This is a genomic window from Bacillus sp. NS1 (assembly GCF_058248265.1).
This window is the reverse complement of sequence record NZ_JBZAZF010000004.1, coordinates 274,442-289,919: the sequence shown is the minus strand read 5'-3', so window position 1 is coordinate 289,919 and position 15,478 is coordinate 274,442. Positions and strand designations below refer to the sequence as shown.

Annotated in this window: 16 protein-coding genes and 1 riboswitch; all 16 genes read left to right on the top strand. The window is 46.3% G+C overall.

The window, feature by feature from the left end:
• Window positions 1-8 precede the first annotated feature (8 nt).
• The 16 genes from pbuG (at window position 9) to purH (ending at window position 15,477) form a co-directional block, all read left to right on the top strand.
• Window positions 9-1,331 (top strand): hypoxanthine/guanine permease PbuG, encoded by a 1,323-nt coding sequence (pbuG, locus tag AC4CV5_RS16965; RefSeq protein WP_490923357.1) that lies wholly within the window; start codon window positions 9-11, stop codon window positions 1,329-1,331.
• Between the two features lie 209 nt (window positions 1,332-1,540).
• The gene (locus tag AC4CV5_RS16960; protein ID WP_490923355.1) at window positions 1,541-2,344 is read left to right on the top strand and encodes a DUF6574 domain-containing protein; all 804 of its coding nucleotides are present in this window, start codon (window positions 1,541-1,543) and stop codon (window positions 2,342-2,344) included.
• A 158-nt stretch (window positions 2,345-2,502) separates the two neighbouring features.
• Window positions 2,503-2,670 carry a Fur-regulated basic protein FbpA gene (locus AC4CV5_RS16955; RefSeq protein WP_166854038.1) on the top strand — a complete coding sequence of 56 codons (168 nt, stop codon included), beginning with the start codon at window positions 2,503-2,505 and terminating at the stop codon, window positions 2,668-2,670.
• Between the two features lie 214 nt (window positions 2,671-2,884).
• On the top strand, window positions 2,885-3,439 hold the full coding sequence (locus tag AC4CV5_RS16950) for a DUF2179 domain-containing protein (protein WP_166854037.1): 555 nt from the start codon (window positions 2,885-2,887) through the stop codon (window positions 3,437-3,439).
• Window positions 3,439-3,636 carry an NETI motif-containing protein gene (locus tag AC4CV5_RS16945; protein ID WP_003219403.1) on the top strand — a complete coding sequence of 66 codons (198 nt, stop codon included), beginning with the start codon at window positions 3,439-3,441 and terminating at the stop codon, window positions 3,634-3,636. Before AC4CV5_RS16950 ends, AC4CV5_RS16945 begins: the two co-directional genes overlap by 1 nt.
• A 79-nt stretch (window positions 3,637-3,715) precedes the next feature.
• A riboswitch (purine riboswitch) is annotated at window positions 3,716-3,817 on the top strand.
• A gap of 140 nt (window positions 3,818-3,957) precedes the next feature.
• Complete coding sequence (gene purE / locus AC4CV5_RS16940) at window positions 3,958-4,446, top strand: 5-(carboxyamino)imidazole ribonucleotide mutase (protein WP_166854036.1); 489 nt, start codon at window positions 3,958-3,960, stop codon at window positions 4,444-4,446.
• Complete coding sequence (purK, locus tag AC4CV5_RS16935; protein ID WP_490923352.1) at window positions 4,439-5,581, top strand: 5-(carboxyamino)imidazole ribonucleotide synthase; 1,143 nt, start codon at window positions 4,439-4,441, stop codon at window positions 5,579-5,581. The genes purE and purK overlap by 8 nt, the downstream gene beginning before the upstream one ends.
• Window positions 5,578-6,873, top strand: coding sequence for an adenylosuccinate lyase (gene purB / locus AC4CV5_RS16930; protein ID WP_166854034.1), 1,296 nt, complete (start codon window positions 5,578-5,580; stop codon window positions 6,871-6,873). The genes purK and purB overlap by 4 nt, the downstream gene beginning before the upstream one ends.
• Before the next feature lie 74 nt (window positions 6,874-6,947).
• Window positions 6,948-7,673, top strand: coding sequence for a phosphoribosylaminoimidazolesuccinocarboxamide synthase (gene purC, locus AC4CV5_RS16925; RefSeq protein ID WP_166854033.1), 726 nt, complete (start codon window positions 6,948-6,950; stop codon window positions 7,671-7,673).
• A complete protein-coding gene (gene purS, locus AC4CV5_RS16920) occupies window positions 7,666-7,920 on the top strand; it encodes a phosphoribosylformylglycinamidine synthase subunit PurS (protein ID WP_003219409.1) in 255 nt (84 codons plus the stop codon). Before purC ends, purS begins: the two co-directional genes overlap by 8 nt.
• The gene (purQ, locus tag AC4CV5_RS16915) at window positions 7,917-8,600 is read left to right on the top strand and encodes a phosphoribosylformylglycinamidine synthase subunit PurQ (protein ID WP_014112917.1); all 684 of its coding nucleotides are present in this window, start codon (window positions 7,917-7,919) and stop codon (window positions 8,598-8,600) included. The genes purS and purQ overlap by 4 nt, the downstream gene beginning before the upstream one ends.
• Window positions 8,584-10,812, top strand: coding sequence for a phosphoribosylformylglycinamidine synthase subunit PurL (purL, locus tag AC4CV5_RS16910; RefSeq protein WP_490923351.1), 2,229 nt, complete (start codon window positions 8,584-8,586; stop codon window positions 10,810-10,812). Before purQ ends, purL begins: the two co-directional genes overlap by 17 nt.
• Entirely contained in the window at window positions 10,788-12,218 is a 1,431-nt protein-coding gene (purF, locus tag AC4CV5_RS16905) for an amidophosphoribosyltransferase (protein WP_222143714.1), read from the top strand. The genes purL and purF overlap by 25 nt, the downstream gene beginning before the upstream one ends.
• A 99-nt stretch (window positions 12,219-12,317) precedes the next feature.
• Entirely contained in the window at window positions 12,318-13,358 is a 1,041-nt protein-coding gene (purM, locus tag AC4CV5_RS16900) for a phosphoribosylformylglycinamidine cyclo-ligase (RefSeq protein WP_072181553.1), read from the top strand.
• Window positions 13,355-13,942, top strand: coding sequence for a phosphoribosylglycinamide formyltransferase (gene purN, locus AC4CV5_RS16895; protein WP_490923348.1), 588 nt, complete (start codon window positions 13,355-13,357; stop codon window positions 13,940-13,942). The genes purM and purN overlap by 4 nt, the downstream gene beginning before the upstream one ends.
• Entirely contained in the window at window positions 13,939-15,477 is a 1,539-nt protein-coding gene (purH, locus tag AC4CV5_RS16890; protein ID WP_166854030.1) for a bifunctional phosphoribosylaminoimidazolecarboxamide formyltransferase/IMP cyclohydrolase, read from the top strand. Before purN ends, purH begins: the two co-directional genes overlap by 4 nt.
• The last annotated feature ends 1 nt before the right edge of the window (window position 15,478 follow it).

Genomic DNA, 15,478 nt, shown 5'->3' with positions numbered 1-15,478 from the left:
CAAATAGCTTGAAAAAGTTTTTTCAGTTTGATGAGCTGGGCACCAGCTATCGCAATGAAATCATTGGCGGATTAACGACTTTTTTATCTATGGCATATATTCTGTTCGTCAATCCGATTACACTTGCTTTGGAGAGCGTAAAAGATTTTCCGGAGGCGCTGAGAATTGACCAGGGTGCGGTCTTTACAGCGACAGCATTGGCGTCTGCAGCAGGCTGTATTTTAATGGGGGTGATCGCGAGGTATCCGATCGCCATTGCGCCCGGTATGGGGCTGAACGCGTTTTTTGCGTTTTCTGTCGTCCTTGGGATGGGCATTTCATGGCAGGCAGCTTTGTCTGGTGTCTTTATTTCAGGACTTATTTTCGTTGCTCTTTCTTTAACAGGTTTTCGTGAAAAAATCATCAACGCCATTCCGCCTGAGCTGAAATTGGCAGTCGGTGCGGGTATCGGCCTGTTTATTACATTCGTTGGATTACAAGGTTCAGGAATTATTACTGCAAACCCTTCTACACTCGTCACCATCGGGAACATTCACAGCGGTCCTGTGCTGTTAACGATTTTCGGTGTGATTGTAACGGTTATTTTAATGGTGCTTCGCGTTAACGCGGGCGTGTTTATCGGAATGCTGTTAACAGCGGTTGCCGGCATGATTTTCGGGTTGGTTCCAGTTCCATCTCAAATCATCGGCAGTGTGCCGAGCCTTGCGCCGACTTTCGGACAAGCATGGATTCACCTGCCGGATATATTCTCCGTACAAATGCTGATTGTCATTTTAACTTTCTTGTTTGTCGGATTTTTTGATACAGCGGGTACACTGGTTGCTGTGGCAACTCAAGCTGGTTTAATGAAGGAAAACAAATTGCCGCGTGCGGGCCGTGCGCTTTTAGCTGATTCATCTTCTATTGTGATCGGTGCTGTGCTTGGTACGTCTACAACAACTTCTTACGTGGAATCAAGCTCAGGTGTCGCTGCGGGTGCCCGTTCAGGATTTGCGGCAATTGTAACAGGTATTCTCTTTTTACTGGCTACGTTTTTCTCACCGCTCCTATCAGTCGTTACATCAAACGTAACAGCGCCGGCACTGATCATTGTTGGTGCACTGATGGTGGCGCCGCTTGGCAAAATTGCTTGGGATAAGTTCGAGGTAGCCGTTCCTGCTTTCCTTACCATGATCATGATGCCGTTAACGTACAGCATTGCGACCGGGATTGCCATTGGATTTATTTTCTATCCGATTACAATGGTGTGCAAAGGAAAAGCCAAAGAGGTTCATCCGATCATGTACGGACTGTTTGTCGTATTTATCCTGTACTTTATCTTTTTAAAATAAGGAATGAAAACCAGCTGCTGAGGCGGCTGGTTTTTTTGTTGCAAAAGGTAAAACCATTTCATACGATATACCGTCATGTAGATGTGCCGCCATGCTTTACTTAAATGGAAATGACTTGACTGTTCAGGAAGGCTTCGGTACCTTATATAAGTGTTTTATTTTCTTGCTGAATGGTATTCCGCCGTATTTTTTTGATAGGAGTTGCTGACATGACGGAAGATAGAAAAGAAACGTTTGAAGAAGAAGTTAACCAGAGTGAAAGAATAGATGCAGATGAAGAACCGCTATCGAGAATGTCCAGAAAGGCGAGCCGGCAAAGCAAGCAGAAGCAAAAACAAAAGCAGAAACCGCACAAGGAACGCGGTGTATCAACTGCTAAAGACAAGCTTGCGTCTGTTTGGGCAGCTATCAACAGATATTGCGGTTTTGCGTTCTCGATTTTAAAATCACCGGCGAAAACCGTCGTGGCGGATGGTTTTTCTCATTATAAGTATGGTTTGATTTCAATGCTTATATTCAGTATGATTTTTTCAATCGGGAACTGGTTTCAGTTAAAGGCGAGCTGGAATCGGCCGCTCGGGTTTGGAGAACGCCATCACGCTTTTTATGACGGATTTTTAGTTGTTCTTGTGTATTTGCTTCTCTTTTTCGCGGTAATGGTCTTAGCGGTATGGGCCGTCTCCCGCTATATGATGAAGCAGAAGGTGTCGTTCAGGGAAGCAGCTGCCGGTTTGGGATCATTGCTTGTACCGGTGATTGCTGTTTCAATTCTTTGGCTGATCTTTGCGATCGTAAATATCCCGATCCTGACAGTTCTGTTTACAGTGCTGATCTTGTTTTCGATCTTTTTTATGATGGCTCTGTATGTGCAGCGTCTGTATCAGGCGGCACAGGATGCACCGATTGACTATATCTATTGTGTATTTGCTGTGGTTGCGGTAGCACTGCTGTTTGCTGCGGTGACTTGGCCGTTGATTTCTGAGTATTTCACGGCGTCGCTGATTCCGCTTTAATGAAAAAACCGGCTGTTCATAGCCGGTTTTTTTATGTCACACTTTTTACAAATATATCTAAAAAACATAGTTGATTTGTAGGATTAATCCATGTATGATGGGGAAAATGCTGTAAAAGTCCAGCGCACAAACCTTTATGTTTAAGGAGGATGATGGACATGGCTGATTTACTTCGCCGAGCGATTAATCAAAAGAAGCAATTTTTAAAAACCAAATTACTGCTCTCGGAATTTTATCAGGGAAGAGGGGAACAGCTGTCTGATTATACGCTGAGTGAGCTTGAAAAAGAATACAAGTCCCTTCTGAAATTGAAAAAAGAGATCTGACAATATATGAGAAGAGGTGAGTCTGCTGAAAAGCAGGCTTTTTTGTTTTGATTTTGAAATGGTGAGAAAGAGGGTAAACTACTACTGTTCAAACTCATAAAGCGTGTCGAAATATTTTCCTTAGGCTTACGGCCTCAGCTCATTGTAAACGACTCATTTCTCTAGTAGAATATGAATGCTTTATGCAAGCTGAAGAGTGGGGGGATGAAATAAAATGATGCAAACCATCTTATCAAATGGGTTAGCCATGGTTCTCATAATTCTCATTATTAATATTGTCTATGTGTCATTTTTTACGATAAGAATGATTTTAACGCTGAAAGGGCAGCGTTATTTAGCGGCCGGCATAAGCACGATTGAAATACTGGTTTATGTGACAGGACTGAGCCTGGTGCTCGATAACTTAGACCAGATTCAAAATGTGATCGCATACGCGATCGGTTACGGTCTTGGCGTGATTGTCGGCATGAAAATAGAAGAAAAATTGGCACTTGGCTATATTATGGTCAATGTGATTACAAAGGAGCTCGATCTTGATCTTCCGAGGCAGCTCCGTGAAAAAGGCTACGGCGTAACAAACTGGGTGGTTGGCGGGCTTGAAGGTGACCGCACAGCCCTTCAGATTCTGACGCCGAGAAGATATGAACTCCAGCTGTATGATACGATAAAAACACTTGATTCAAAAGCTTTTATTATTGCGTATGAACCAAAAACAATCCATGGCGGCTTCTGGGTCAAAGCGGTGAAGAAGAGGAGAATTAAAGAATAATGGCAAAGCCGAAGAAGAAAAAGTTTGAAGTGACAGAGCAGCAAACGATCGATGCAGTGCTTCAGCAAATGAAAGAAGAAGGATATCTGCCAGTGCGGCGAATGGAGGAGCCTATTTTTATGGAGAAAAAGGAAAATGGGTCAATTCAGATCGTTCCGTGCGGGAAAAAAATCGTATTTGAAGGGAAATTGATCTAAAACACGAACATTAGTAGAATGAATTTTTGTATCGTTCGATAATATCGTTGACATTATCCATGTCCGTTGTTAAGATAAACATGAAATCAAAACACGACCTCATATAATCTTGGGAATATGGCCCATAAGTTTCTACCCGGCAACCGTAAATTGCCGGACTATGCAGGAAAGTGATCGATAAAACTGACATGGATATATCGCAGAAGCGAACGACTGACGATACATGTACCATGCCCGGTTTGTATTGCTTCCTCATAAGTGCAATGCAGAGCGGGTATTTTTTATTTTCTGAAAACAAAAGCATTAGAAGGTGGGGACAGAATGCAGCCGCTAGTAGGAATCATCATGGGAAGCACTTCCGATTGGGAGACAATGAAAAACGCATGCGACATACTTGAAGAACTCAATGTTCCGTACGAAAAAAAGGTCGTTTCCGCTCACCGGACGCCTGATTTGATGTTTGAATACGCTGAAACTGCCAGAGAAAGAGGCATCAAGGTGATTATCGCCGGTGCCGGAGGAGCGGCGCATCTGCCGGGGATGACGGCGGCGAAAACAACACTGCCGGTCATCGGAGTTCCGGTTCAGTCTAAGGCGCTGAACGGACTGGATTCACTTCTTTCTATCGTCCAAATGCCTGGAGGCGTGCCTGTTGCGACAACAGCCATCGGCAAAGCGGGCGCTGTGAACGCAGGCCTGTTAGCGGCGCAAATTTTGTCAGCTTTTGACGAAGATCTTGCCCGTAAACTGGATGAGAGAAGAGAAAATACAAAACAGACGGTGTTAGAAAGCAGTGATCAGCTTGTCTAAACAAATCATCTATCCGGGAGCTGTCATCGGCATTATTGGCGGCGGCCAGCTTGGGAAAATGATGGCTGTGTCCGCCAAACAAATGGGGTATAAAGTCGCGGTCGTTGATCCGGTGAAAGATTCGCCGTGCGGGCAGGTTGCGGATATTGAAATTACCGCTCATTACAATGACCGTGAAGCGATTCGAAAATTGGCTGAAGTCAGCGACATCATCACGTATGAGTTTGAAAACATCGACTATGATGCGCTGCATTGGCTAAAAGGTCATGCGTATCTCCCGCAAGGAAGTGAGCTGCTGCTCATTACCCAAAACCGTGAAACAGAGAAAAAAGCAATTCAAGCCGCAGGCTGTGAAGTCGCGCCGTACAGCATCGTCAACACAAAGGATGAACTGAAACAGGCAGTACAGAAGCTTGGGCTTCCAGCAGTTCTTAAAACATGCCGAGGCGGGTACGACGGCAAAGGCCAATTTGTGATGAAAGAAGAGGCGCAAATTGAGCAGGCTTCCGCTCTTTTAGAGCACGGAACTTGCATTCTCGAAAGCTGGGTTTCCTTTAAAATGGAACTGTCGGTCATCGTCGTCAGATCGGTAAACGGCGAAATTGCAACATTTCCGGCAGCTGAAAACATTCACCACAACAATATTCTCTTCCAAAGCATCGTGCCTGCACGGGTGGATGAAGGGATTCAGAAGAAGGCTGCTGATTTGGCCGTTAAACTTGCAGACGAGCTTAACCTTGTCGGACCGCTTGCTGTTGAGATGTTCCTGACAGAAGACGGAGTGCTTTTGGTCAATGAACTGGCGCCAAGACCGCACAATTCAGGGCATTATACACTGGACCTTTGCGAAACGAGCCAGTTTGAACAGCATATCAGAGCCGTATGCGGTCTTCCTCTCGGGAAAACAGATTTGCTGAAGCCGGGCATGATGGTGAATCTTCTAGGCGATGAAGTGAAGCTTGTTGAGGAAGAGCCGGAGCTTTTAAAAGAAGCAAAGCTATATATATACGGAAAACATGAAATCAAAAAAGGCCGCAAAATGGGGCATATTACATTTATGAAGCAGCCTGAAGACCATTGGATTCAGGAGATCACAAATAAATGGATGAATAGAGACGGAGGACAAGCAGAATGATCGAACGTTATTCAAGACCTGAAATGTCCGCGATTTGGACGGATGAAAACAGATTTCAAGCATGGCTGGAGGTTGAGATTCTTGCATGTGAAGCGTGGGCGGAGCTTGGCGTCATTCCGAAAGAAGACGTAAAGGTCATGCGCGCGAACGCGTCATTTGACATCAACCGTATTTTAGAAATCGAACAGGACACGCGCCATGACGTTGTCGCATTTACACGCGCCGTTTCCGAATCACTCGGTGAAGAAAGAAAATGGGTGCACTACGGCTTAACGTCAACGGACGTTGTTGATACTGCTCTTTCTTACTTATTAAAACAGGCAAACGATATTCTGCTCAAGGACCTTGAGAGATTTGTTGACATTATAAAAGAAAAAGCGAAAGAACATAAATACACAGTCATGATGGGGCGCACACACGGCGTACACGCTGAGCCTACAACATTCGGCTTAAAACTTGCGCTTTGGCATGAGGAAATGAAACGGAATCTTGAGCGTTTCAAACAAGCGAAAGAAGGCATCGAGGTTGGGAAGATTTCCGGCGCTGTCGGCACATATGCGAACATTGACCCATTTGTTGAGCAATATGTATGTGAGAAGCTCGGATTGAAAGCAGCACCGATTTCAACTCAAACCCTTCAGCGTGACCGCCATGCTGACTATATGGCGACACTTGCTTTAATCGCGACAAGCATCGAAAAGTTCGCAGTGGAAATCCGCGGACTGCAAAAGAGTGAAACACGCGAAGTTGAGGAATTTTTCGCGAAAGGGCAAAAGGGATCATCTGCGATGCCGCACAAACGCAACCCAATCGGCTCTGAAAACATGACAGGCATGGCGCGCGTCATCCGCGGCTACATGATGACGGCTTACGAAAATGTTCCATTATGGCATGAGCGCGATATTTCTCATTCATCAGCAGAACGGATTATTCTTCCGGATGCGACAATTGCGCTGAACTACATGCTGAACCGCTTCTCTAACATCGTGAAAAACTTAACGGTCTTCCCGGAAAACATGAAACGCAACATGGACCGCACACTCGGCCTTATCTACTCTCAGCGCGTGCTGCTTGCTCTGATTGACACAGGTCTGACTCGCGAAGAAGCCTATGATACAGTACAGCCGAAAGCAATGGAAGCGTGGGAAAAACAAGTGCCGTTCCGTGAGCTTGTGGAGGCGGAAGAGAAAATCACGTCCCGTCTTTCTCCGGAAAAAATTGCTGACTGCTTTGATTACAACTATCATCTTAAAAATGTTGATCTGATCTTTGAACGTTTAGGTTTGGCATAGAAGAAGCTTTTAGGCGGCTTCTTCTATGCCGCCGCAGTTTGAAAATTCCCAACATTCGGGTTAGGAGGCCTTCCGTGAATATTGTGAAGAATGAACTTTTATACGAAGGAAAAGCAAAAAAGATCTACAAAACCGATGACGAAAACACGCTGTATGTCGTGTATAAAGACTCCGCCACTGCCTTTAACGGCGAGAAAAAAGCAGAAATCAGCGGAAAAGGGCGCTTAAATAACGAGATTTCAAGCTTAATTTTCAAACATCTTCATAGTAAAGGGATTAACAATCACTTTATTGAGCGCATTTCGGAAACAGAGCAGCTCATTAAAAAGGTAACGATTGTACCGCTTGAAGTTGTAGTCAGAAATGTTGTGGCAGGAAGCATGTCCAAACGTCTTGGCATTCCAGAAGGCACAAAGCTTGAACAGCCGATTATCGAATTTTACTACAAGGATGACGCGCTGGGTGATCCGCTCATCACAGAAGATCATATTTGGCTCTTGAAAGCGGCAACTCCTGAGCAAGTAAAAACCATTAAGTCCATTACAAAAACAGTGAATGAAGAGCTTCAAACCATTTTTGACGATTGTCATGTGAGATTAATAGATTTCAAGCTTGAATTTGGTTTAGATGCAGACGGGCAAGTGCTGTTGGCGGATGAAATTTCACCTGACACCTGCCGCTTGTGGGATAAAGACACGAACGAAAAGCTGGACAAAGATTTATTCAGACGAAATCTTGGAAGCTTAACCGACGCATACGAAGAGATTTTCAAAAGACTGGGAGGCATTCATCATGTATAAAGTAAAAGTTTATGTCAGCTTAAAAGAAAGTGTACTAGATCCACAAGGGAGCGCTGTCCAGCATGCCTTGCACAGTATGACTTACAATGAAGTTCAAGATGTGCGCATCGGAAAATACATGGAGCTTACCATTGAAAAATCTGACCGTGATCTAGACGTCCTAGTGAAAGAAATGTGCGAAAAACTTCTTGCTAATACAGTGATTGAAGATTACAGATACGAGGTTGAGGAGGTAGTCGCACAGTGAAATTTGCGGTGATTGTGTTACCCGGCTCCAACTGTGATATCGATATGTATCATGCTGTAAAGGATGAACTCGGCCATGAAGTAGAATACGTCTGGCATGAGGAAACAAGCCTTGACGGCTTCGACGGCGTGTTAATTCCGGGAGGATTTTCTTACGGCGATTACTTGAGATGCGGCGCTATCGCCCGATTTGCGAATATTATGCCAGCTGTCAAACAAGCAGCGGCTGAAGGAAAACCTGTTCTCGGCGTCTGCAATGGATTCCAGATTTTACAGGAGCTTGGCCTTCTGCCAGGTGCAATGAGACGCAACAAAGATTTGAAGTTCATTTGCCGTCCGGTTGAATTAATTGTACAGAACGACGAAACATTATTCACATCTTCCTACGAAAAGGGCCAATCGATTACAATCCCTGTTGCCCATGGTGAAGGAAATTTCTACTGTGATGACGAAACGCTTGCTTCATTGAAAGAAAACAATCAAATTGCTTTCACATACGGCTCCAATATTAACGGAAGTGTCAGCGACATCGCCGGTGTCGTGAATGAGAAAGGCAACGTATTAGGCATGATGCCTCACCCTGAGCGCGCGGTCGATGAACTGCTTGGAAGCGCCGACGGTCTTAAATTGTTTCAGTCTATCGTGAAAAATTGGAGGGAAACTCATGTCACTACTGCTTGAACCAAGTAAAGAACAAATAAAAGAAGAGAAAATGTATCAGCAAATGGGTGTCAGTGATGATGAGTTTGCATTGATTGAATCCATTCTTGGCAGATTGCCGAACTACACAGAAATCGGAATTTTTTCTGTCATGTGGTCAGAGCATTGCAGCTACAAAAACTCAAAGCCGATACTGCGTAAATTCCCGACAAGCGGCGAGCGTGTGCTGCAAGGTCCGGGGGAAGGCGCCGGAATCGTTGATATCGGTGACAACCAAGCGGTTGTGTTCAAGATTGAATCACATAACCACCCATCAGCTCTCGAACCTTACCAAGGCGCTGCGACTGGCGTCGGCGGCATTATCCGTGACGTATTCTCAATGGGTGCCCGTCCAATCGCTGTATTGAACTCTCTTCGATTTGGTGAACTGACTTCACCGCGCGTGAAGTACTTGTTTGAAGAAGTAGTAGCGGGTATCGCCGGATACGGCAACTGTATCGGCATCCCGACAGTCGGCGGAGAAGTGCAGTTTGACAGCAGCTATGAAGGAAATCCGCTCGTCAACGCAATGTGCGTCGGTTTAATCAACCATGAAGACATCAAAAAAGGCCAGGCGAAAGGTATCGGCAATACAGTAATGTACGTAGGAGCAAAAACAGGGCGTGACGGAATTCATGGCGCTACGTTTGCTTCTGAAGAAATGTCTGATTCATCTGAAGAAAAGCGCTCTGCTGTTCAAGTCGGCGATCCGTTTATGGAGAAGCTTTTGCTTGAAGCGTGTCTGGAAGTCATCCAATGTGATGCGTTAGTCGGCATTCAGGATATGGGAGCTGCTGGTTTAACAAGCTCAAGTGCCGAAATGGCAAGTAAAGCCGGCTCTGGTATTGAGATGAATCTTGACCTGATTCCTCAGCGTGAAACAGGCATGACTGCATATGAAATGATGCTTTCTGAATCACAGGAACGGATGCTTTTGGTCATCGAGCGCGGACGTGAGCAGGAAATCATCGATATTTTTGACAAGTACGAACTTGAAGCGGTTTCTGTCGGACGTGTAACAGATGATAAAATGCTTCGCCTGACACACAAAGGCGAGGTTGTATGTGAGCTGCCTGTTGATGCTTTGGCAGAGGAAGCTCCGGTTTACCACAAGCCATCTCAAGAACCTGCATACTACCGCGAGTTTTTAGAGACAGACGTTCCGGCTCCTCAAATTAAAGATGCGAATGAAACGCTGAAGGCCCTCCTCCAGCAGCCGACGATCGCAAGCAAAGAGTGGGTTTACGATCAGTATGACTACATGGTGCGGACAAATACAGTTGTCGCTCCTGGGTCTGACGCAGGTGTTCTCAGAATCCGCGGAACGAAAAAGGCGCTGGCGATGACGACAGACTGTAACGCGCGTTATCTCTATCTTGATCCTGAAGTCGGCGGAAAAATTGCTGTCGCTGAAGCGGCGCGCAACATCATTTGCTCAGGTGCAGAACCGCTTGCCGTCACAGATAACCTTAACTTTGGAAACCCGGAGAAACCGGAAATCTTCTGGCAGATCGAAAAAGCGGCTGATGGCATCAGCGAGGCGTGCAATGTTCTCAGCACACCGGTTATTGGCGGAAACGTATCACTTTATAACGAATCAAACGGCACGGCGATCTACCCGACACCTGTTATTGGCATGGTCGGCTTAATTGAAGATACAGCACACATTACAACACAGCATTTCAAACAAGCGGGAGATCTCGTCTACGTGATTGGCGAAACAAAACCTGAGTTTGCCGGAAGCGAGCTGCAAAAAATGACAGAAGGCAGCATTTACGGAAAAGCCCCGCAAATCGATCTTGATGTAGAACTGTCACGCCAAAGAGCATTGCTGGAAGCGATTAAAAAAGGCTTTGTTCAATCAGCGCATGATGTGTCTGAAGGCGGCTTAGGCGTAGCGATCGCAGAAAGTGTCATGACGACGGAAAACCTAGGCGCGAACGTGACTGTTGAAGGAGAAGCAGCGTTATTATTCTCTGAATCTCAATCCCGCTTCGTTGTTTCAGTGAAAAAAGAACATCAAGCAGCGTTTGAAGCTGCTGTGAAAGATGCAGTTCATATCGGTGTGGTAACAGCTGATGGTCTTCTGGCGATTCAAAACCAAGACGGACAACAATTGATTCATGCGCAAACGAAAGAACTTGAGCGCGCATGGAAAGGAGCTATCCCATGCTTGCTGAAATCAAAGGCTTAAATGAAGAGTGCGGCGTATTTGGGATTTGGGGACATGAAGAAGCCCCGCAAATCACGTATTACGGCCTTCACAGCCTCCAGCACAGAGGTCAGGAGGGCGCGGGAATTGTAGCAACTGACGGTGAAAAACTGACGGCACACAAAGGCCAAGGGCTGATCACTGAAGTATTTCAAAACGGTGAGCTCAGCAAAGTGAAGGGAAAAGGCGCAATCGGGCATGTTCGGTACGCAACGGCTGGAGGCGGCGGATACGAAAATGTTCAGCCGCTCCTCTTCCGTTCCCAAAACAACGGCAGTCTGGCGCTTGCTCATAACGGAAACCTTGTCAACGCCACTCAGCTGAAGCAGCAGCTCGAAAATCAAGGAAGCATTTTTCAAACCTCCTCGGATACAGAGGTATTGGCTCACCTGATCAAAAGAAGCGGCCACTTCACGCTGAAGGATCAAATTAAAAACTCGCTTTCCATGCTGAAAGGTGCATACGCATTCCTGATCATGACCGAAACAGAAATGATTGTCGCGCTTGACCCGAACGGGCTCAGACCGCTGTCAATCGGCATGATGGGCGACGCTTATGTTGTTGCATCAGAAACATGCGCATTTGATGTCGTCGGTGCAACGTACCTTCGTGAGGTAGAACCGGGCGAAATGCTGATCATCAATGATGAAGGCATGAAATCAGAGCGTTTTTCCATGAATATCAACCGTTCCATTTGCAGCATGGAATACATTTATTTCTCAAGACCAGACAGCAACATTGACGGCATTAACGTGCACAGTGCGCGAAAAAACCTTGGGAAAATGCTGGCTCAGGAATCCACAGTTGAAGCTGATGTCGTAACAGGGGTTCCGGATTCCAGTATTTCTGCGGCGATCGGGTATGCAGAAGCAACAGGCATCCCGTACGAGCTGGGTTTAATCAAAAACCGCTATGTCGGCAGAACGTTTATTCAGCCGTCCCAGGCTTTGCGCGAGCAAGGCGTCAGAATGAAGCTATCAGCGGTGCGCGGGGTCGTGGAAGGCAAACGCGTCGTGATGGTTGATGACTCTATCGTGCGCGGAACAACAAGCCGCCGGATTGTCACGATGCTCAGAGAAGCGGGAGCAACAGAGGTGCATGTGAAAATCAGTTCACCGCCGATCGCTCATCCTTGCTTTTACGGCATTGATACTTCCACACATGAGGAACTGATCGCGTCTTCCCATTCTGTTGAAGAAATCCGTCAGGAAATCGGGGCCGACACCCTCTCATTTTTGAGTGTGGAAGGGCTGCTGAAAGGCATCGGCAGAAAATACGATGACTCTAATTGCGGACAGTGTCTCGCTTGCTTTACAGGAAAATATCCGACTGAAATTTACCAGGATACAGTGCTTCCTCATGTAAAAGAAGCAGTATTAACCAAATAAAACTTGAAAATGACATAAGGCAGCGCAGTTCAGCTGCCTTTCTCTTTCTGCCCTCGTTCGGGGAGATATATTGAAAAGCGCCTTAAAGGAGTGAATAGGATGTCTGAAGCATATAAAAACGCAGGAGTTGACATCGAAGCCGGATATGAAGCTGTAAAACGAATGAAAAAACATGTGGAGCGCACAAAACGGCTTGGCGTTATGGGAAGCCTTGGCGGTTTTGGCGGCATGTTTGACCTGTCTGAGCTTTCTTATCAAAAACCTGTTTTAATTTCGGGAACGGACGGTGTCGGCACAAAATTAAAGCTCGCTTTTTCCATGGATAAGCATGACACGATTGGCGTTGACGCTGTTGCGATGTGTGTCAATGATGTGCTGGCACAAGGCGCAGAGCCGTTGTTTTTCCTCGATTATTTAGCGGTCGGCAAAGCGGATCCTATGAAAATTGAGCAGATCGTACAAGGTGTAGCGAACGGCTGTGAGCAGTCAGGTTCAGCCTTAGTCGGCGGCGAAACGGCTGAGATGCCGGGACTATATACAGCTGATGAATACGATATTGCCGGTTTCTCTGTTGGAGTGGCGGAAAAGGACGAAATCGTGACTGGAGAAAACATCAAAGAAGGCCATCTATTGATCGGCCTGAGCTCCAGCGGCCTTCACAGCAACGGATTTTCCCTTGTGAGAAAAGTGCTTCTGGATGATGCGGAGCTGGACCTTGATACCACATACGAACCGTTTGACCGCCCGCTTGGCGAGGAGTTGCTTGAACCGACAAGAATTTATGTGAAGCCGGTGCTTGCCGCGGTGAAAAGCGGAAAAGTCGACGGCATGGCACACGTGACAGGCGGAGGATTCATCGAAAATATCCCGCGCATGCTTCCGGAAGGCTTAAGTGCGGAAATCGATCACGGATCATGGCCAATCCCGCCGATTTTCTCTTTCCTGCAAGAATACGGCAAGCTGAAGGAAGAAGACATGTTCAACGTCTTTAATATGGGGATCGGATTTGTTTTGGCAGTCAAAGAAGAGCATCTGACAGATGTGATCGGAACGCTTGAAAGCCAAGGCGAAAAAGCCTATTTGATCGGACGTGTGAAACAAGGCGAAGGCGTCACATTCGGCGGTGCAGCACTTTCATGAAAAAGTTTGCGGTATTTGCATCCGGAAACGGTTCAAACTTCGAAGCCATCGTCACGCGTTTGAAAGAAGAGAAGTGGGATGCGTCCGTATCGCTCCTCGTTTGCGACAAACCGGAGGCGAAAGTCATCGAACGGGCGGAAACATTCCATATTCCATCCTTTGCATTTGAGCCGAAGTCTTACGAAAACAAGGTCGCATTTGAACGGGCCATTATCGAACAACTACATCTTCATGACGTTGAATTGATTGTTCTTGCCGGTTATATGAGGCTGATCGGTGATACCCTGCTACAGGCATACGGAGGAAAAATCATTAACATTCACCCGTCACTTCTTCCTGCGTTCCCTGGGATCGACGCAGTTGGACAGGCGTACCGCGCGGGTGTGAAGGTTGCCGGAATCACCGTGCATTATGTCGATGAAGGAATGGATACAGGCCCGATCATCGCTCAAAAGGCAATCGAAATTGACGAACATGATACATTGGAAACAATTGAACAGCGGATTCACAAGCTTGAGCATAAATGGTATCCGAGTGTGATTAAACAGCTATTAGGATTAAATAACAGAGGTGAAAAGGCATGACCATTAAACGTGCATTAATCAGTGTTTCAGATAAAACAAATCTCGTTCCTTTTGTAAAAGAACTAACAGAGCTTGGAGTTGACGTGATTTCAACAGGCGGAACGAAAAAGCTTCTTCAAGAAAACGGTGTGAATGTCATCGGAATTTCTGAAGTGACAGGTTTTCCTGAAATTATGGACGGGCGGCTCAAAACACTTCATCCGAATATTCACGGCGGCCTTCTGGCGGTTCGCGGCAATGAAGAGCATATGGCGCAGATCAATGAACACGGGATTCAGCCGATTGACCTCGTTGTCGTCAACCTCTATCCATTTAAAGAGACGATTTCTAAAGAAGATGTCACATATGAAGAAGCGATTGAAAATATCGACATCGGCGGACCAGGCATGCTGCGTGCGGCATCAAAAAACCATCAGGATGTGACGGTTATCGTTGATCCGGCGGATTACAGCCCAGTGCTGAATCAAATCAAAGAAGAAGGCGGCGTATCCCTTCAGAAAAAACGCGAGCTGGCGGCAAAAGTATTCCGTCATACTGCGGCATATGATGCACTGATTGCTGACTATTTGACAAACGTTGTCGGTGAAAAAGAACCGGAACAATTCACTGTGACATTTGAGAAAAAACAATCGCTTCGCTACGGGGAAAACCCGCATCAGGAAGCAACATTCTATCAAACAGCACTTCCTGTCAAAGGCTCCATTGCGCAAGCAGAACAGCTTCACGGAAAAGAGCTTTCTTACAACAACATTAAAGACGCGGATGCAGCAGTTCAAATCGTTCGTGAATTCACTGAGCCGGCTGCGGTTGCCGTGAAGCATATGAATCCATGCGGCGTAGGAACAGGGAAAACGATTGCAGAAGCGTTTGACAGAGCGTTTGAAGCGGATAAAACATCTATCTTCGGCGGCATTATCGCGCTGAATCGTGAAGTGGACAAGGCAACTGCCGAAGCGCTTCACAACATTTTCTTAGAAATCATCATCGCGCCTTCATTCAGCCAAGAAGCACTTGACATCTTGACTGCGAAGAAAAATCTTCGTCTGCTGACGCTTGATGTGACAACTGCCGTTCAAAAAGAAAAACAGCTGACATCGGTTCAAGGCGGACTGTTGATTCAAGATTTAGATATGCACGGCTTCGATAATGCTGAGATCAGCATTCCGACAAAAAGAGAGCCGAACGAGCAAGAGTGGGAAGATTTGAAGCTTGCTTGGAAAGTCGTAAAGCATGTGAAATCAAATGCGATCGTTCTCGCGAAGGACAACATGACAGTCGGTGTTGGAGCAGGCCAAATGAACCGCGTCGGCTCAGCGAAAATTGCCATCGAGCAAGCAGGTGAAAAAGCGAAAGGCAGCGCGCTCGGATCTGATGCATTTTTCCCAATGCCGGATACTGTCGAAGAAGCGGCAAAAGCGGGCGTTACGGCTATTATTCAGCCGGGGGGATCTGTACGTGATGAGGATTCCATCAAAAAAGCGGATGAGTACGGCATTGCCATGGTATTCACCGGCATTAGACACTTCAAACATTAAG

Bases quoted from the DNA above. Each gene is read 5' to 3' on its own strand.
- AC4CV5_RS16960 (WP_490923355.1), top strand. From the start codon at position 1,541: ATGACGGAAGATAGAAAAGAAACGTTTGAAGAAGAAGTTAACCAGAGT.
- AC4CV5_RS16955 (WP_166854038.1), top strand. From the start codon at position 2,503: ATGGCTGATTTACTTCGCCGAGCGATTAATCAAAAGAAGCAATTTTTA.
- AC4CV5_RS16950 (WP_166854037.1), top strand. From the start codon at position 2,885: ATGATGCAAACCATCTTATCAAATGGGTTAGCCATGGTTCTCATAATT.
- AC4CV5_RS16945 (WP_003219403.1), top strand. From the start codon at position 3,439: ATGGCAAAGCCGAAGAAGAAAAAGTTTGAAGTGACAGAGCAGCAAACG.
- purE (WP_166854036.1), top strand. From the start codon at position 3,958: ATGCAGCCGCTAGTAGGAATCATCATGGGAAGCACTTCCGATTGGGAG.
- purB (WP_166854034.1), top strand. From the start codon at position 5,578: ATGATCGAACGTTATTCAAGACCTGAAATGTCCGCGATTTGGACGGAT.
- purS (WP_003219409.1), top strand. From the start codon at position 7,666: ATGTATAAAGTAAAAGTTTATGTCAGCTTAAAAGAAAGTGTACTAGAT.
- purL (WP_490923351.1), top strand. From the start codon at position 8,584: ATGTCACTACTGCTTGAACCAAGTAAAGAACAAATAAAAGAAGAGAAA.
- purF (WP_222143714.1), top strand. From the start codon at position 10,788: ATGCTTGCTGAAATCAAAGGCTTAAATGAAGAGTGCGGCGTATTTGGG.
- purM (WP_072181553.1), top strand. From the start codon at position 12,318: ATGTCTGAAGCATATAAAAACGCAGGAGTTGACATCGAAGCCGGATAT.
- purN (WP_490923348.1), top strand. From the start codon at position 13,355: ATGAAAAAGTTTGCGGTATTTGCATCCGGAAACGGTTCAAACTTCGAA.
- purH (WP_166854030.1), top strand. From the start codon at position 13,939: ATGACCATTAAACGTGCATTAATCAGTGTTTCAGATAAAACAAATCTC.